Genomic DNA, 16,963 nt, shown 5'->3' with positions numbered 1-16,963 from the left:
TTCAGTAGTTCACTTTCTTCTCGACGTAGCGGAACTGAATCACGGTCAGCACGACCACGATCGCCATCAGCACCACCGATTGCGCGGCCGAGCCGCCGAGATCCATCGCCTTGAAGCCGTCGTGGTAGACCTTGTAGACTAGGATGCGAGTGGCCGTGCCCGGTCCGCCCTGAGTCGCGGTGTCGACGATCGCGAAGGTGTCGAAGAAGGCGTAGACCACGTTGATCACCAGCAGGAAGAAGGTGGTGGGCGAAAGCAGGGGGAACTGCACCGTCCAGAAGCGCCGCCACGGCCGCGCCCCGTCGATCGCCGCGGCCTCGATCAGCGATTTCGGAATCGACTGCAAGCCGGCGAGGAAGAACAGGAAGTTGTACGAGATCTGCTTCCAGACCGCAGCCAACACGATCAGCGTCATGGCATGGGTCGAATTGAGCAGGTGGTTCCAGTCGATGCCGATCTTGCCGAGGGCGAAGGCCACCACGCCCAGCGAGGGCGAGAACATGAAGACCCACAGCACCGCGGCCACCGCCGGCGCCACTGCGTAGGGCAGGATGAGCAGCGTCTGATAGACCATCGCGCCGCGCACGATGCGGTCCGCGAACACGGCCAGCAGCAGCGAGAGGGCAAGCCCGATGCTGGCGACCAGGATCGAGAAGAGGGCTGTCGTCTCGAAGGACTCGATGTAGGCCGGGTCGTTGAACAGTTCCTTGAAGTTCTGCAGACCGACCCACTCGGTCGAGGTGCCGAAGGCATCCTGCATCTGCATCGACTGCATCAGTGCCTGGCTCGCGGGCCAGAAAAAGAACACGATGATGACGATGAGCTGCGGCGTGAGCAGCGCCCAGGGCAACCAGCCCGAGCGAAAGACGACGCGTTTTTCCATGAAGAGATACCTGATAAAAGTTCCGCCCCGGCTGCGGGGCAGGCGGGGCGGTGGATGTTAGCTCGTCGAGCGCGGCCCGGGCCGCGACGAAAGCATCAACTCTTGTTGGCCTTCTGGAATTTTTCGAGCTGCTCGTTGCCGCGCGTCACGATGGCGTCCAGCGCTTCCTTGGCTGTCTTCTTGCCGTTCCAGACCTGTTCGAGTTCTTCGTCCTCGATGGAGCGGATCTGCACGTAGTTCCCCAGGCGGATGCCGCGGCTCTTGTCCGTTACCTTGCGGATCATCTGCGTCACGGCGACGTCGGTCCCCGGGTGCTCCTTGTAGAAGCCGGACTTGTCCGTCAGCTGGTAGGCAGCGGTGGTGATCGGCAGGTAGCCGGTGCGCTTGTGGCTGGCCGACTGGACTTCAGGCGTGGAAATGAAGCTGAAGAACTTGGCAATGCCTCTGTATTCCTCCGACTTCTTGCCGGCCATCACCCAGAGGCTGGCGCCGCCGATGACCGTGTTCTGCGGTGCGCCCGGAACGTCGGGATAGTAGGGCAGCGCGGTCAGGCCATAGGCGAACTTCGCATTCTTCGCGACGTTCCCGTAGAAGCCGGAAGAGGTGGCGATCATGGCGCATTCGCCGGAGACGAATGAAGCCTCCGGAATATTGGAGCGGCCCTTGTAGACGAACAGACCCTGCTTGGCCATGCTTGCGAGGTTCTCGATATGGCGCTGATGCAGCGGCGAGTCGACCTTCAGGCGGGTGTCCAGGCCCGACAGGCCGTTGTTCTTGGTGGCGAACTCGACGTTGTGCCAGGCCGAGAAGCTCTCGAGCTGGGTCCAGTTTTGCCAGGCCGTCGTGAACGGGCACTTGTGGCCGCTGGCCTTGAGCTTTGCCGCCGCCGCAACCACTTCGGGCCAAGTGGCGGGCGCCTTGTCGGTCGGCAGGCCGGCCGCCTTGAACGCATCCTTATTGAAGTAGAAGATCGTGGTCGAGCTGTTGAACGGGAAGCTCAGCATCTGACCGTTCGGCGCCGTGTAGTAGCCGGCGACCGCCGGGATGTAGCCGGACGGATCGAACTTCTCGCCGGCGTCCTTCATGACCTTGCCCACTGGAACGATGGCGCCCTTGCTGGCCATCATCGTCGCGGTGCCCACTTCGAAGACCTGCAGGATGTGCGGCGCGTTCCCGGCGCGGAAGGCTGCGACCGCGGCAGTCATCGATTCGTCGTACTGCCCCTTGTAGGTGGGCACGATCTTGAATTCCTTCTGGCTCTCGTTGAATTGCCTGGCCAGGTCGTTGACCCATTCGCCGTTGACGGCGGTCATGGAATGCCACCATTGGATTTCGGTTTGCGCGAACGCGGGGGTGAACAGCGTCGCGGCAAGCGCCGAGGCCATGGCGAGCGTTTTGAATCGCATGAAGACTCCTGAGGGGGGAAATAAAAGCGCGGATGCTAGGTCGTTCGTATGACACGACAGCGTCACAATATTCTTCGCGCGGGGCGCATTGTTCACCAACCGGGGAAACCCTTTTTGGTGCAACGCCCCACCGCCGGCATGTTGCAGCGCACCATGCTAGCATCGCGCTCCCTTTTTTCGGCCTCTGCCGGCTCTGGCTATTGGGTTCGGGCGGGCCCTCCTGACTCGCATGAGCAAGACTTCCCTCGACAAAAGCAAGATCAAGTTCCTCCTGCTGGAAGGCATCCATCCTTCGGCGGTCGAGGTGTTGCATGCGGCCGGCTACACGAACGTCGAATCGCTGACCGGCGCCTTGCCGGATGCCGAACTGAAGGCGCGCATCGCGGACGTCCACTTCCTGGGAATCCGGTCGCGCACGCAACTGACGGCCGAGGTGTTCGCCGAGGCGCAGAAGCTGGTAGCCGTGGGGTGCTTCTGCATCGGCACCAATCAGGTCGACCTCGATGCGGCGCGCGAGCATGGTGTGGCCGTCTTCAACGCTCCCTATTCCAATACGCGCTCGGTGGCCGAACTGGTGCTGGCCGAGGCCATCCTGCTGCTGCGCGGCGTGCCCGAGAAGAGCGCCGTCGCGCACCGGGGCGGCTGGCTCAAGACCGCCGACAACGCTTTCGAGATCCGCGGCAAGACGCTGGGCATCGTGGGCTACGGCTCCATCGGCGCGCAGCTGTCGGTGCTGGCCGAGGCGCTCGGCATGCAGGTGGCGTTCTTCGACGTCGTCACCAAGCTGCCGCTGGGCAACGCCCGCCAAGTGCGGCTTCTGCCCGACCTGCTGGCGCAGAGCGACATCGTGAGCCTGCACGTGCCGGAGACGCAGGCCACGCAATGGATGATCGGCGCGTCCGAGATCGCGGCCATGAAGCCCGGCGCCATCCTGATCAATGCCTCACGCGGCACGGTCGTCGAGATCGAAGCCCTGGCTGCCGCCCTCAGGGAGAAGAAACTGCTGGGCGCTGCGATCGATGTCTTTCCTGTCGAACCGCGCAGCAACAAGGACGAGTTCCAGTCGCCGCTCCGTGGGCTGGACAACGTGATCCTGACGCCGCACATCGGCGGCTCGACCATGGAAGCGCAGGCCAACATCGGGCTGGAAGTGGCCGAAAAGCTCGTGAAGTACAGCGACAACGGCACTTCGACCTCGTCCGTCAACTTCCCCGAGGTGGCGCTGCCGGCGCATCCGGGCAAGCACCGGCTGCTGCACATCCACCGCAACGTGCCGGGCGTGCTGTCCGAGATCAACCGGATCTTCTCGGACAACAACATCAATATCTCCTCGCAGTACCTGCAGACCAACGAGAAGGTGGGTTACGTGGTGACCGACGTCGATGCGGAGTCGTCCGACCTGGCCCTGGAAAAGCTCGCCAAGGTGCCGGGAACCATCCGCAGCCGCGTCCTGTTCTGACCCTCCGGCAGGCCCCTCGGGCCTGCCTTAAAATTCACGCCCCTGGTTGATGGGCGCGCAGCGCCCGACCGAGGCCACTCCCCGATGAATGCTCCGACCGCGTTGACGGCGTTGTTGTCGCAGGCCGCAGAGCCTGTGCGATTGCGTGAGATCCCCTACAACTACACCAGCTTCTCCGATCGCGAGATCGTGATTCGCCTGCTGGGCGAGCGAGGCTGGGAACTCCTGCAGATCCTGCGCTCCGAGCGCCGAACCGGCCGATCGGCCCGCATGCTCTACGAGGTGCTGGGCGACATCTGGGTCGTGCAGCGGAATCCCTATCTCGTCGACGACCTGCTCGACAATCCGCGCCGGCGTGGCCAGCTGGTGGATGCACTCAACCACCGCCTGACCGAAGTGCAGAAGCGCCGCACGCCCGACAGCGACGCCCAACGCGACGTGCTCGTCGGCGAGTTGACCGGCCTGGTGGCCCAGGCGATCTCGGCCTTCGACACCATGTTCCGCGACGTCGCCGCCCTGCGGCGCAAGGCCACGCGCACGCTGCGCCGGCTCACCGCCAAGGACAACATCAAGTTCGATGGGCTCTCGCGTGTGTCGCACGTGACCGACGCGACCGACTGGCGCGTCGAATACCCCTTCGTCGTTCTGACGCCCGACACAGAGGCCGAGATGGCCGGACTGGTCAAGGGCTGTATCGAACTGGGCCTGACCATCATTCCGCGCGGAGGCGGCACCGGCTATACGGGCGGCGCGATCCCGTTGACCTGGAACAGCGTCGTTATCAACACCGAGAAGCTCGAAGCGATGACCGAGGTCGGGATGGTCTCGTTACCGGGACTGGACAACCCGGTGCCGACGATCTGGACCGAAGCGGGCGTGGTCACCCAGCGCGTGGCCGATGCGGCCGAGCGCGCGGGCTTCGTGTTCGCGGTCGATCCCACCTCGGCCGAGGCTTCGTGCGTGGGCGGCAACGTCGCGATGAATGCTGGCGGCAAGAAGGCGGTGCTCTGGGGTACCGCTCTGGACAACCTCGCGTCCTGGCGCATGGTGACGCCGCAGGCCGAGTGGCTCGAGGTCACGCGCGTGGGCCACAACCTGGGCAAGATCCATGACGCCGAAAGCGCCGTCTTCGAGCTGCAGTACTTCGCCGCGGATGGCAAGACCGCACTGCGCGCCGAGCGGCTGGAGATTCCCGGCAAGACCTTCCGCAAGGAAGGCCTCGGCAAGGACGTGACCGACAAGTTCCTCTCGGGCCTGCCTGGCATCCAGAAAGAAGGCTGCGACGGTCTCATCACCAGCGCGCGCTGGATCGTGCACCGCATGCCGGCGCACACGCGCACGGTCTGCCTCGAATTCTTCGGCAACGCCAAGGATGCGGTGCCGAGCATTGTCGAAATCAAGGATTTCATGTTCGCCGAACAGAAGCGCTCCGGCGTGCTGCTGGCGGGCCTGGAGCATCTGGACGACCGCTATCTCAAGGCGGTGGGCTACGCGACCAAGTCGAAGAAACACGGCGGCCTGCCGAAGATGGTGCTGTTCGGCGACTTCGCCGGCGACGACGCCGACGCCGTGGCACGCGCGACCTCCGAAGTAGTGCGCATCGCCAATTCGCGCAGCGGCGAGGGCTTCATCGCCATCAGTCCCGAGGCGCGCAAGAAATTCTGGCTCGACCGCAAGCGCACGGCCGCCATCAGCAAGCACACCAATGCCTTCAAAATCAATGAAGACGTGGTGATCCCGCTGCCGCGCATGGCCGAGTACACGGACGGCATCGAGCGCATCAACATCGAGCTGTCGCTGCAGAACAAGATAGCGCTGGCCGACGAACTCGAAGCCTTTCTCGCGCGCGGCAACTTGCCGCTGGGCAAGAGCGACGATGCCAACGACATCCCGTCGGCAGAGTTGCTGGAAGACCGAGTGGCGCAGGCCGTGGCGCTGGTGCGCGAAGTGCGCGCGCTGTGGCAGGGGTGGCTCGACAACGTCGAGGCGCTGTTCCCGCAACTGCAGGACCACTCGCTGCGCGCGAGCTGGAAGACGCAAATCCGCGCGCCGCTGGCGACCATTTTCTCGGGTGCCGAGTTCGCGCCGATCCTCGCCGAATGCAACGAGATCCACAAGCAGGTGCTCAAGGGCCGTGTCTGGGTCGCGCTGCACATGCACGCCGGTGACGGCAACGTGCACACCAACATCCCCGTCAACAGCGACAACTACGAGATGCTGCAGACCGCGCATGCTGCGGTCGCGCGCATCATGGTGCTGGCGCGCAGCCTCGACGGGGTCATCTCGGGCGAGCACGGCATCGGCATCACCAAACTCGAATTCCTGACCGACGACGAGCTGCAACCTTTTACCGACTACAAGCGCCGCGTCGACCCCGAAGGCCGGTTCAACAAGGGAAAGCTCCTTCGCAGCAACGAGCACCAGGCGCAGGACGGGCGGGCGCTGCAGGCGGACCTGACCAACGCCTACACGCCGAGCTTCGGCTTGATGGGGCACGAGTCGATCATCATGCAGCAGAGCGACATCGGCGCCATTGCCGACAGCGTCAAGGACTGCCTGCGCTGCGGCAAGTGCAAGCCGGTCTGCGCGACGCACGTGCCGCGCGCCAACCTGCTCTATTCGCCGCGCAACAAGATCCTGGCGACCTCGTTGCTGGTCGAGGCTTTCCTCTACGAAGAGCAGACCCGGCGCGGCGTGAGCATCAAGCACTGGGAAGAGTTCGAGGACGTGGCCGACCACTGCACGGTCTGCCACAAGTGCCTCTCGCCGTGCCCTGTCAAGATCGACTTCGGCGACGTGTCGATGAACATGCGCAACCTGCTGCGCAAGATGGGCCAGAAGTCCTTCCGGCCCGGCAATGCGGCGGCAATGTTCTTCCTCAATGCGACCAATCCGCAGACCATCAAGATGATGCGAACGGGCATGGTCGACATCGGCTTCAAGGCGCAGCGCCTGGCCAACGACCTCCTGCGCGGCCTGGCGAAGAGGCAGACCGCCGCCCCACCGGCCACGCTCGGGCCGGCGCCGGTCAAGGAGCAGGTGATCCACTTCATCAACAAGAAGATGCCCGGTGGACTGCCCAAGAAGACCGCGCGCGCGCTGCTCGACATCGAAGACGCGGACTACGTGCCGATCATTCGCGATCCGAAGACGACCACGCCCGAGACCGAGGCGGTGTTCTATTTCCCGGGCTGCGGCTCGGAGCGGCTCTTCTCTCAAGTGGGCCTCGCCACGCAGGCCATGCTGTGGCACGCGGGCGTGCAGACCGTCCTGCCCCCGGGATACCTCTGCTGCGGCTATCCGCAGCGTGGCAGCGGCCAGTACGACAAGGCCGAGAAGATGATCACCGACAACCGCGTGCTCTTCCACCGCGTCGCCAATACGCTGAACTACCTCGACATCAAGACCGTGGTGGTGAGTTGCGGCACTTGCTACGACCAGCTGCAGGGTTACCAGTTCGACAAGATATTCCCGGGCTGCCGGATCATCGACATCCACGAATACCTGCTTGAGAAAGGCGTCACGCTAGGGAATGCGGGCGGTCGCGGCTACCTCTACCACGACCCCTGTCATACGCCGATGAAGCTGCAGGACCCGATGAAGACTGTCAAGGCGCTGGTCGGCGACAACGTGCTCAAGAACGATCGCTGCTGCGGCGAGTCCGGCACGCTGGGCGTGACGCGGCCGGACATCTCGACGCAGATCCGCTTCCGCAAGGAAGAGGAACTCCGCAAGGGCGAGGCCGCGCTGCGCGAGGCCGGCACGCTGGCGCCGGCGGACAACGTCAAGATCCTCACGAGCTGCCCGAGCTGCCTGCAAGGCCTGAGCCGTTACGGCAACGACCTGAACAACGGTCTGCTCGAAGCCGACTACATCGTTGTCGAGATGGCCAACAAGATCCTGGGCGAGAGCTGGATGCCCGAGTACGTGGCCGCCGCCAACCAGGGCGGCATCGAACGCGTGCTGGTGTGACGGACATGCGCGTCACGGGTTGCCCCTTGTGCGACGACCTCGGCGGCCGGATGGTCTTCGACGCGGCGAAATTGCGTGTGATCCATGCGGCGGAGGCGAATTTTCCTGGCTTCTATCGCGTCGTTTGGAAAGATCACGTGGCCGAATGGTCCGACCTGTCCCCCGAGGACCGCGCCCTTTGCATGGAGGCCGTGGCGGTGGTGGAGCAGAGCCTGCGCGAGGCGTTGGAACCCACCAAGATCAATCTCGCCGCCCTCGGCAACATGGTGCCGCATCTGCACTGGCATGTGATTGCACGCTTCGATTGGGACACGCGCTTTCCGTCTCCCGTGTGGGCAGCGGGGCAGCGCCAGCCCAATCCAGAGCGCGAAGCCGCGATCGAAGACATACTGCCGGCCATGGAGCGCGACATGGTCCGGCGCCTCGCGACAAGGAGTTTCTGATGGCAGGATTGAAATCGGGCGCACCGACGCCCCAGTCGATCACCTTGCACAGCCAATCGCGTGTGCTGGAGGTGGGCTTTTCCGATGGCGCGACCTTCCGCATTCCCTTCGAGCTGATGCGCATCTATTCGCCCTCGGCGGAAGTGCAGGGCCATGGACCGGGCCAGGAAGTACTGCAGACCGGCAAGCGCAACGTCGGCTTGATCGACCTGCAACCCGTGGGCAACTACGCCGTGCAGCCGACCTTCAGCGACGGACACGACAGCGGGATCTTCTCCTGGGACTTGCTGTACGAACTCGGCACCCGCCAGGACGACCTCTGGGCCGAGTACGAGCGGCGCCTCGCCGCAGCTGGAGTGGACCGCGATGCCCCTATGCCCGAAAAGGGCGGGCACGCCTGCGGCAGTCATTGATCACGAAAGTCCGGTGTCCCTGCGGGGTCGTCGGCTTGATGTGAACGCTTCCGGCCTAACATCGGGAGCATGAGTACCACCCATTTCGGCTTTGAATCGGTCGACGAAAGCGACAAGGCCCGCCGCGTGCGCGGTGTCTTCGACTCGGTAGCCACGCGCTACGACCTCATGAACGACCTCATGTCCATGGGGCTTCATCGCGCTTGGAAGGCCTACGCGATCATGGTCGCCAACGTGGGCGAGGGCTCGAAGGTCCTCGACATCGCCGGCGGCACGGGCGATCTCGCGCTCGCATTCGCCAAGAAGGTCGGCAGCACCGGCGAAGTGGTCCACACCGATATCAACGAGGCCATGCTGCGCACAGGGCGCGACCGGCTGCTCGACGCCGGCGTCGCTTTGCCCACGCTGGTTTGCGACGCGGAAAAGCTGCCCTTCCCGGACAACCATTTCGACGTGGTGACGGTGGCCTTCGGCCTGCGCAACATGACTCACAAGGATGCCGCTGTGAGGGAAATGAATCGCGTGTTGAAGCCGCGCGGCAAGCTGCTCGTGCTGGAGTTCTCCAAGGTTGCCAAGCCGCTGCAGAAGGCCTACGACTGGTATTCGTTCAGCGTGCTGCCGCGCCTGGGCAAGGTGGTCGCGGGCGACGACGCCAGCTACCGCTACCTCGCTGAATCGATCCGCATGCATCCCACCCAGGAGGAACTCAAGACCCTGATGAAGGAGGGCGGTTTCGGGCATGTGGACTATCACAACATGACTGGCGGTGTCGTGGCCCTGCATGTTGGAATCAAGTGTTGAATTACTTTGTTTGCCGAAGAGGAGACGTCATGAAGAATTTCTGGTCCGTGATGCTGGTGTGTGCGCTGGCCGTCGTGAGCATCGATGCCGACGCTGCCCGCATGGGCGGCGGAAAGTCGTTCGGCAAGCAGTCGGGCAACGTCACGCAACGCCAGGCGACCCCGCCTGCCACCACCCCTGCAACGCCGGGCGCCCCCGCGCAGAACGTCAACAACGCGGCGGCCAAGCCCGCGCCGGCCGCTGCCCCCGCGGCGGCGCCCAAGCGTCCTTGGGCCGGCATGCTGGGCGGTCTGGCCGCAGGCCTGGGCCTGGCATGGCTCGCGCACTCGCTGGGTCTCGGCGCCGCTTTCGGCAACATCCTGCTGATCGGCCTGCTGGTGCTGGCGGCCGTGGTCGTGTGGCGCATCTTCGCGGCGCGCTCGCGCAACAACGCCGCGCCTCGCGCCGGAGGCTTCGCCTTTCAGGGTGCGGGCAACCCGGCAGACGCCACCGCACCTGCGCAGTACAGCCCCAACAACGTCGGCAACGACGCCTCGGCCCGTCCCTGGGAGCGCAACACCGCTGCTTTCGACGCCACGCCGGCACACCCGCATCAGTCCGGCTCGTCGATGGCCGGTGCGGCTGCAGCGGGCGGCAGCATGATCGGATCAGCGCTGGCCGGATCGCAAAGCTGGGACATCCCGGCCGGCTTCGATAGCGAAGGCTTCCTGACGGCAGCCAAGCGCAACTTCGTCACGCTGCAGGACGCCTGGGATCGTGCCGACATCAATATGCTGCGCTCGATGATGACCGACGGCATGGTCGGCGAGATCCGCCAGCAACTGGCCGAGCGCGAAAACCACACTGGCGGCCAGCCGAACAAGACCGAGGTCGTGATGCTCGACGCCAAGCTGCTGGGCATCGAGGAGCTGCCGGACGCCTACCTCGCCAGCGTGGAGTTCTCCGGGATGATCCGCGAAGATGTCTCGTCCGGCCCGAGCCCGTTCCGCGAAGTCTGGAACATGACCAAGCCGACCAGTGGCTCCAGCGGCTGGCTCGTGGCAGGGGTTCAGGCACTTCAGTAAGCGCTCCGCGCTTCGATCCGGTCGCAAGACCCGGATAATGGGGACATGGTTACACCATCGTCCCCATTTTCTTTTCTCGACGACTTTTTCAATCGTGTCGGCAGCCGTCTGCAGCCGCCGGCCTGGGCGGTCCACGAGATCCAGCACCGTACAGTGCTCTTCCTGAACCACGTGCTGCAGCAGGAGCCCGAGGCGCAGCAGCGCCTCATGCGCCAGCAAGGCCGCGTGGTGCAGTTCGAATGGCGCTTCGTGACGATGAAGTTCGTCGCCACGCCGGCTGGCCTGCTCGACCTGGCGCCTGAAGGTGCCACGGCCGAACTCACGCTGACCGTGACCGAAGAGTCTCCATTCGGCCTCGCACGCGCTGCGTTCCGCGGTGAGAAGCCGGCCGTGCGCATCGAGGGCGACGTGCAGCTGGCGGCCGAGGTCAACTGGCTCGTAGACCATGTGCGCTGGGATGTGGAGGACGACCTCGCGCGGGCCATCGGCGATGTGCCCGCGCACACGATCGCGACGGGCGCCCGCCGCGTGGTGGAGGCGCTGCGGCACTTCGTCGGCGAGCGCTCCGGCAAGGCCGGCGGGCCTGCGGGCACCGAATGAGGCGCATCTATCGCGGCATCTTCATCGTCTGGGTCGCGCTCCGCTACGGCCTCGACGAACTTGTCCTCACCAGCTTCCAGAAGCCGTGGCTGCGCGTGGTGGCCCGCGTCGTCTCGGTCGGCCGCAACCTCGACGCGCCGCGCGGCCAGCGCCTGCGCGAGGCGCTGGAGCGGCTGGGCCCGATCTTCGTCAAGTTCGGCCAGGTGCTCTCGACCCGGCGCGACCTGCTGCCGGCCGACATCGCCGATGAGCTGGCATGGCTGCAGGATCGCGTTCCTCCCTTTCCGTCGAAGGTCGCGATAGCGACCATCGAGCGCGCCTTCCGCCGGCCGGTCAGCGACATCTTCGTGCAGTTCGACGAGACGCCGGTGGCGAGCGCGTCGATCGCGCAGGTGCACTTCGCGACCGTGCGCGTAAGCAACGGCACGGTGCGCGAGGCCGCCGTCAAGGTGCTGCGGCCGGGCATGCGCGACGTCATCGAGAAGGACCTCGCCCTCATGGCCATGATGGCCGGCTGGGTCGAAAACCTCTCGGCCGACGGCAAGCGACTGAAGCCGCGCGAGGTGGTCGCCGAGTTCGACAAGTACCTCCATGACGAACTCGACCTGGTGCGCGAGGCCGCCAATGCTGCACAGCTGCGTCGCAACATGGATCCGCTGAAGCTGGTGATGATCCCCGAGATGTTCTGGGACTTCTGCCACCCGGAAGTGATCGTCATGGAGCGCATGAAGGGCGTGCCGATCGCGCAACTCGACCGCCTTCGCGCTGCCGGTGTCGACATTCCCAAGCTGGCGCGCGACGGCGTCACCATCTTCTTCACACAGGTGTTCCGCGACGGCTTCTTCCACGCCGACATGCATCCGGGCAACATCCAGGTGAGCCTGGCGCCGGCGACTTTCGGGCGCTACATATCGCTCGATTTCGGCATCATCGGCACGCTGACCGAGTCCGACAAGGAATACCTCGCCCAGAACTTCGTGGCCTTCTTCCGGCGCGACTACAAGCGCGTCGCCGAGTTGCACCTCGAAAGCGGCTGGGTGCCATTCGGCACCCGCATCGATGAGCTCGAGGCGGCGATCCGCACCGTGTGCGAGCCGTACTTCGACCGGCCGCTCAAGGAGATCTCGCTGGGCATGGTGCTGATGCGGCTGTTCCAGACCTCGCGCCGCTTCCATGTCGAGATCCAGCCGCAACTGGTGTTGCTGCAGAAGACCCTGCTCAACATCGAGGGCCTGGGCCGCCAGCTCGACCCGGAGCTGGACCTCTGGAACACCGCCAAACCCTTCCTGGAAAAGTGGATGAGCGAGCAGATCGGCCCGCGCAAGCTCTTCGAGCAGCTGCGCGCCGAGGCGCCGCGCTACGCCAAGTTGCTGCCGCAGCTGCCGCGGCTCATGCACGATTTCCTGGAAAATCGGCCCGCTGACCACCGCCGCGAACTGATGGAGCTGCTGGCTGCTCAGAAGCGTACGAACCGTCTCCTGCAGGCGATCATCTACGGTGGCATGGGTTTTGTATTGGGGTTGATCGCGATGCAGGTGCTGGTGCGCGTGCGTCTTTTCTGATTGGAGGAAATTGCCGTGCTGTTGACCCTGGTCATCGTCTACCTGCTCGTCACCATCGCGATCGGCCTGTATGCGGCCCGGCGCGTCAAGAACACCACGGACTTCGCGATCGCCGGGCGCCACCTGCCCCTGTACATGATCGTGACCACCACCTTCGCCACGTGGTTCGGGTCCGAGACCGTGCTCGGCATCCCGGCCAAGTTCATCGAGGGCGGCCTGAACGGCGTGATCGAGGATCCCTTCGGCGCCGGAACGTGCCTGATCCTGGTCGGCCTGTTCTTCGCGGGCAAGCTCTACCGCATGACGCTGCTGACCATCAGCGACTACTACCGCGAACGCTTCGGCCGCACGATCGAGATCGCCTGCTCGCTGATCATCATGCTGAGCTACCTCGGCTGGGTGTCAGCCCAGGTCACTGCGCTGGGTTTGGTCTTCAACGTACTGTCCGGCGGCGCGATCAGCGTCTCGTTGGGCATGGTGATCGGGGTCGTCTCGATCCTGGCCTATACGCTCTTCGGCGGCATGTGGTCGGTCGCGGTGACCGACTTCATCCAGATGATCATCCTGGTGCTCGGCCTCGCGGTGATCGCCGTCTTCGCCGGCAACATGGCCGGCGGCGCCGACAAGGTGGTGGCCTTCGCGGTCAGCAAGGATCTGTTCAAGTTCTGGCCCGAGCCGAACCTGAAGGACATGATCTTCTTCTTCGCGGCGGCCATCACCATGATGCTGGGCTCGATCCCGCAACAGGACGTGTTCCAGCGGGTGATGTCGGCCAACAGCGTCAAGTCCGCGACGCGCGGGCCGGTCATCGGTGGCGTTGCTTACATCCTGTTCGCCTTCGTGCCGATGTTCCTGGTGGCGAGTGCGCTCCTGATCATGCCGGAGGAGACCGCCACGCTGCTCAAGGACGACCCGCAGAAGGTCCTGCCAACGCTGGTGCTCGAGAAGATGCCCTTCGTGATGCAAGTGCTGTTCTTCGGCGCACTGCTGTCGGCCATCAAGTCGACGGCTTCGGCGACGCTGCTCGCGCCGAGCGTGACCTTCACCGAGAACATCTGGCGCCAGTTCCGGCCGGCGGGCAGCGACAAAGCCAACCTGATGACCATGCGCATCACGGTGCTGGTGTTCAGCGCGGCGGTGCTGACCTACGCGATCCGGATGCAGGGCACCCCGATCTATGAACTGGTCTCCGGCGCTTACCAGGTGCCACTGGTGGGCGCTTTCGTGCCGCTGGTGTGCGGCTTGTACTGGCAGCGCGCGACCACGCAGGGCGCGGTGGCGGCGGTGGTGCTAGGCATTGGTGTCTGGCTGCTGTTTCTGGGTATGCCCTGGGGCAAGGAATTCCCGGCCCAACTGGCGGGCCTGCTGGCTTCGTTCGGCGGGATGGTGGCCGGTTCGCTGGCGCCGCAGTGGGTGTCGAACACACGCACGCCGCACCGTCCGCTGGCCGTCGATCCGGCCTGATCCGCCCAGGGGCCGTCCGGAGGGCGCCCTTATAATGGAGGGCTTTGCGAGCGGCCGCCGGCCGCGCATTTCGCCCTCCAATCCATGCCTATCTACGCCTACAAGTGCAGCGCCTGCGGCTTTGCCAAGGACGTGCTGCAGAAAATGTCCGACGCTCCTCTTTCGGAGTGCCCGGCTTGCAGCGCGAGCGCGTTCAGCAAGCAACTCACCGCCGCCGGTTTCCAGCTCAAGGGATCGGGCTGGTACGTGACCGATTTCCGCGATGGCGGAGGCAAGAAGGGCGGCGAGAGCACCGGCGCTAGCACCAGCCCGGCCGCGCCTGCGGAAGGCGGCGCCAAGGCTGCTGATGCCCCCGCCAGCGCTCCTTCGCCGGCACCCGCTCCGGCGCCCGCCGCGGCACCCTCATCCAGCAGCGACTGAGACTCGCCATGCTCGCCTTGCGCAAATGGCTGCTGTCCGGCCTGCTGGTCATCGTTCCGCTGGTCATCACGCTGGGCGTGCTCAACTGGATCATCGGCACGCTGGACCAGACGCTGTGGCTGCTGCCCGAGGAGTGGCAGCACTACCTCACCGAGCACAAGGTGCGCGGGCTCGGCGTGCTGCTGACGCTCGCCATCCTGCTGTCGGTCGGTGCCATTGCCAGCAATTTCGTCGGCAAGCGACTGCTCGGCTGGGGCGATGCGGTGGTCCGCCGGATTCCGGTAGTTCGCTCGATCTACTCCAGCGTCAAGCAGGTCTCCGACACGCTTTTCTCCGAGAACGGCAACGCCTTCCGCACCGCCGTGCTGGTCCAGTGGCCGCGTGAAGGCGTCTGGACCATTGCCTTCGTGACCGGCACGCCCGGCCACGACGTCGTGACCCACCTCGGCGGCGGCGATTACCTCGGTGTTTATGTGCCGACCACGCCCAATCCGACCGGCGGCTATTTCGTGATGCTCAAGCGCAGCGACTGCATCGAACTCAAGATGAGCGTGGACGACGCGCTCAAGTACATCGTCTCGATGGGGGTTGTCGTTCCTGGCGGCCCCGCAACGATCGCGATCAAATAATCACGCGCCATCCCGGCGCCCGGAATTCATCTATGCCCATGCGTTCAATCTATTGCGGTCTCGTGACCGAAGCCCTCCTGGGCCAAACCGTCACCCTTTGCGGCTGGGTCAATCGCCGGCGCGACCATGGGGGCGTGATCTTCATCGACTTGCGCGACCGAGAGGGGTACGTCCAGGTTGTGTGCGACCCGGATCGCGCCGCGACCTTTGCGGCCGCCGAAGGCCTGCGCAACGAGTTCTGTGTTCAGGTCACCGGCCTTGTGCGCGCCCGGCCGGAAGGCACGGTCAACGACAACCTCAAGAGCGGCAAGATCGAAGTGCTGTGCCACGAGATGAAGGTGCTGAATCCGTCGGTGACGCCGCCGTTCTTGCTGGACGACGACAACCTCTCGGAAACCACGCGTCTCACGCATCGCGTGCTGGATCTGCGCCGTCCCGCCATGCAGCGCAACATGATGCTGCGCTACAAGGTCACGATGGAGGCGCGCAAGTTCCTCGATGCCAACGGCTTCATCGACATCGAGACGCCGATGCTGGGCAAGTCCACGCCCGAAGGCGCGCGCGACTACCTGGTGCCGAGCCGCGTGCACGACGGCAGCTTCTTCGCGCTGCCGCAATCGCCGCAACTCTTCAAGCAACTGCTGATGGTGGCCGGCTACGACCGCTATTACCAGATCGTCAAGTGCTTCCGCGACGAAGACCTGCGCGCCGACCGCCAGCCCGAGTTCACACAGATTGACGTCGAGACCTCGTTCATGGCCGAGGAAGAGATCCGCGAGATGTTCGAAGGCATGATCCGCAAGGTCTTCCGCGCGGCAGCCGAAGTCGAGCTGCCTCCGTTTCCGGTGATGAGCTACGGCGATGCGATGTTCAAGTACGGGTCGGACAAGCCCGACCTTCGCGTCAAGCTGGAATTCACCGAACTCACCGACGTGATGCGCAATGTCGAGTTCAAGGTGTTCGCCCAGGCGGCCAGCACGCCCGGCGGCCGTGTCGTCGCGCTGCGCGTGCCTGGTGGCGGCGGCGAAGGCGGCATGTCGCGCGGCGACATCGATGCCTACACCGAGTTCGTCAAGATCTACGGCGCCAAGGGTCTGGCCTACATCAAGGTCAACGATGCAGCCCAGGGCCGTGAAGGCCTGCAGAGCCCGATCGTCAAGAACCTCAACGACGCGTCGCTGGCCGAGATCATCGCGCGCACGGGCGCCCGCAACGGCGACATCGTCTTCTTCGGCGCCGACAAGGAAAAGGTCGTCAATGACGCGATCGGCGCGCTGCGCGTGAAGATCGGCCATAGCCCCTTCGGCAAGAAGAACGGTCTCTTCGAAGACCGCTGGGCGCCGCTGTGGGTGGTCGACTTCCCGATGTTCGAGTTCGACGAGGAAGGCCAGCGCTGGTCCGCGGTGCACCATCCGTTCACTGCCCCGAAGGACGGCCATGAAGACCTCATGGACACGGCCCCCGAAAAATGCATCGCCAAGGCTTACGACATGGTGCTCAACGGCATCGAGATGGGTGGCGGCTCGGTGCGTATCCACCGCGAAGAAGTGCAGAGCAAGGTGTTCCGCGCGCTGAAGATCAGCGCCGAGGACGCGCAGAATAAGTTCGGCTTCCTTCTGGACGCGCTGCAGTACGGCGCGCCCCCGCACGGCGGCATCGCGATCGGCCTCGACCGCCTGGTGATGCTGCTGAGCGGCGCCGAATCGATCCGCGACGTGATCGCCTTCCCCAAGACCCAGCGCGCACAAGACTTGCTGACGCAGGCGCCGAGCCCCGTCGACGAAAAGCAGCTGCGCGAACTGCACATCAAGCTGCGCAACGTGCAACCTGCAGCGTGATCGGGCAGG

14 protein-coding genes are annotated in these 16,963 nt (G+C 64.7%); 12 read left to right on the top strand and 2 right to left on the bottom strand.

Annotation, left to right across the window (positions count from 1 at the left end; translation table 11 throughout):
• Position 1: 1 nt before the first annotated feature.
• Both ugpA and ugpB read right to left on the bottom strand, forming a co-directional pair.
• Positions 2 to 883, bottom strand: coding sequence for a sn-glycerol-3-phosphate ABC transporter permease UgpA (gene ugpA / locus QTI24_RS17410; protein ID WP_286602099.1), 882 nt, complete (start codon positions 881 to 883; stop codon positions 2 to 4).
• 95 nt (positions 884 to 978) lie between these two features.
• The gene (ugpB, locus tag QTI24_RS17405; protein WP_286602098.1) at positions 979 to 2,289 is read right to left on the bottom strand and encodes a sn-glycerol-3-phosphate ABC transporter substrate-binding protein UgpB; all 1,311 of its coding nucleotides are present in this window, start codon (positions 2,287 to 2,289) and stop codon (positions 979 to 981) included.
• Between the two features lie 229 nt (positions 2,290 to 2,518).
• On the opposite strand from ugpB, the gene serA reads away from it, so the two are divergent.
• From serA to aspS, 12 genes are all read left to right on the top strand, one after another.
• Positions 2,519 to 3,748, top strand: coding sequence for a phosphoglycerate dehydrogenase (serA, locus tag QTI24_RS17400; protein WP_286602096.1), 1,230 nt, complete (start codon positions 2,519 to 2,521; stop codon positions 3,746 to 3,748).
• Between the two features lie 84 nt (positions 3,749 to 3,832).
• Positions 3,833 to 7,720 (top strand): DUF3683 domain-containing protein, encoded by a 3,888-nt coding sequence (locus QTI24_RS17395; RefSeq protein ID WP_286602094.1) that lies wholly within the window; start codon positions 3,833 to 3,835, stop codon positions 7,718 to 7,720.
• A 5-nt stretch (positions 7,721 to 7,725) separates the two neighbouring features.
• Positions 7,726 to 8,163, top strand: coding sequence for an HIT family protein (locus QTI24_RS17390; RefSeq protein ID WP_286602330.1), 438 nt, complete (start codon positions 7,726 to 7,728; stop codon positions 8,161 to 8,163).
• Entirely contained in the window at positions 8,163 to 8,576 is a 414-nt protein-coding gene (locus tag QTI24_RS17385; RefSeq protein ID WP_286602091.1) for a gamma-butyrobetaine hydroxylase family protein, read from the top strand. The genes QTI24_RS17390 and QTI24_RS17385 overlap by 1 nt, the downstream gene beginning before the upstream one ends.
• Positions 8,577 to 8,645: 69 nt before the next feature.
• The gene (ubiE, locus tag QTI24_RS17380) at positions 8,646 to 9,377 is read left to right on the top strand and encodes a bifunctional demethylmenaquinone methyltransferase/2-methoxy-6-polyprenyl-1,4-benzoquinol methylase UbiE (protein WP_286602089.1); all 732 of its coding nucleotides are present in this window, start codon (positions 8,646 to 8,648) and stop codon (positions 9,375 to 9,377) included.
• Positions 9,378 to 9,406: 29 nt separating this feature from the next.
• Positions 9,407 to 10,441 carry a Tim44 domain-containing protein gene (locus QTI24_RS17375; protein ID WP_286602088.1) on the top strand — a complete coding sequence of 345 codons (1,035 nt, stop codon included), beginning with the start codon at positions 9,407 to 9,409 and terminating at the stop codon, positions 10,439 to 10,441.
• A gap of 45 nt (positions 10,442 to 10,486) precedes the next feature.
• Positions 10,487 to 11,041, top strand: a complete 555-nt coding sequence (locus tag QTI24_RS17370; protein ID WP_286602087.1) for a ubiquinone biosynthesis accessory factor UbiJ — start codon at positions 10,487 to 10,489, stop codon at positions 11,039 to 11,041.
• On the top strand, positions 11,038 to 12,603 hold the full coding sequence (gene ubiB, locus QTI24_RS17365; RefSeq protein ID WP_286602085.1) for a ubiquinone biosynthesis regulatory protein kinase UbiB: 1,566 nt from the start codon (positions 11,038 to 11,040) through the stop codon (positions 12,601 to 12,603). The genes QTI24_RS17370 and ubiB overlap by 4 nt, the downstream gene beginning before the upstream one ends.
• A 15-nt stretch (positions 12,604 to 12,618) precedes the next feature.
• Positions 12,619 to 14,067 carry a high affinity choline transporter 1 gene (locus QTI24_RS17360; RefSeq protein ID WP_286602083.1) on the top strand — a complete coding sequence of 483 codons (1,449 nt, stop codon included), beginning with the start codon at positions 12,619 to 12,621 and terminating at the stop codon, positions 14,065 to 14,067.
• An 84-nt stretch (positions 14,068 to 14,151) separates the two neighbouring features.
• Entirely contained in the window at positions 14,152 to 14,487 is a 336-nt protein-coding gene (locus tag QTI24_RS17355) for an FmdB family zinc ribbon protein (RefSeq protein WP_286602082.1), read from the top strand.
• A gap of 8 nt (positions 14,488 to 14,495) precedes the next feature.
• Positions 14,496 to 15,116, top strand: coding sequence for a DUF502 domain-containing protein (locus QTI24_RS17350; RefSeq protein ID WP_286602081.1), 621 nt, complete (start codon positions 14,496 to 14,498; stop codon positions 15,114 to 15,116).
• A 32-nt stretch (positions 15,117 to 15,148) separates the two neighbouring features.
• On the top strand, positions 15,149 to 16,954 hold the full coding sequence (gene aspS, locus QTI24_RS17345) for an aspartate--tRNA ligase (RefSeq protein ID WP_286602080.1): 1,806 nt from the start codon (positions 15,149 to 15,151) through the stop codon (positions 16,952 to 16,954).
• The last annotated feature ends 9 nt before the right edge of the window (positions 16,955 to 16,963 follow it).

Origin of the sequence: Variovorax sp. J22P240, from assembly GCF_030316855.1 — a bacterium.
In the GTDB taxonomy this organism is placed as follows: domain Bacteria; phylum Pseudomonadota; class Gammaproteobacteria; order Burkholderiales; family Burkholderiaceae_C; genus Variovorax.
The sequence above is the reverse complement of the archived record's forward strand: the minus strand, read 5'-3'. Positions and strand labels throughout refer to the sequence as shown.

Bases quoted from the DNA above. Each gene is read 5' to 3' on its own strand.
- ubiE (WP_286602089.1), top strand. From the start codon at position 8,646: ATGAGTACCACCCATTTCGGCTTTGAATCGGTCGACGAAAGCGACAAG.
- QTI24_RS17375 (WP_286602088.1), top strand. From the start codon at position 9,407: ATGAAGAATTTCTGGTCCGTGATGCTGGTGTGTGCGCTGGCCGTCGTG.
- QTI24_RS17370 (WP_286602087.1), top strand. From the start codon at position 10,487: ATGGTTACACCATCGTCCCCATTTTCTTTTCTCGACGACTTTTTCAAT.
- ugpB (WP_286602098.1), bottom strand. From the start codon at position 2,289: ATGCGATTCAAAACGCTCGCCATGGCCTCGGCGCTTGCCGCGACGCTG.
- ubiB (WP_286602085.1), top strand. From the start codon at position 11,038: ATGAGGCGCATCTATCGCGGCATCTTCATCGTCTGGGTCGCGCTCCGC.
- QTI24_RS17385 (WP_286602091.1), top strand. From the start codon at position 8,163: ATGGCAGGATTGAAATCGGGCGCACCGACGCCCCAGTCGATCACCTTG.
- aspS (WP_286602080.1), top strand. From the start codon at position 15,149: ATGCCCATGCGTTCAATCTATTGCGGTCTCGTGACCGAAGCCCTCCTG.
- QTI24_RS17390 (WP_286602330.1), top strand. From the start codon at position 7,726: ATGCGCGTCACGGGTTGCCCCTTGTGCGACGACCTCGGCGGCCGGATG.
- QTI24_RS17395 (WP_286602094.1), top strand. From the start codon at position 3,833: ATGAATGCTCCGACCGCGTTGACGGCGTTGTTGTCGCAGGCCGCAGAG.
- QTI24_RS17350 (WP_286602081.1), top strand. From the start codon at position 14,496: ATGCTCGCCTTGCGCAAATGGCTGCTGTCCGGCCTGCTGGTCATCGTT.
- QTI24_RS17355 (WP_286602082.1), top strand. From the start codon at position 14,152: ATGCCTATCTACGCCTACAAGTGCAGCGCCTGCGGCTTTGCCAAGGAC.
- serA (WP_286602096.1), top strand. From the start codon at position 2,519: ATGAGCAAGACTTCCCTCGACAAAAGCAAGATCAAGTTCCTCCTGCTG.
- ugpA (WP_286602099.1), bottom strand. From the start codon at position 883: ATGGAAAAACGCGTCGTCTTTCGCTCGGGCTGGTTGCCCTGGGCGCTG.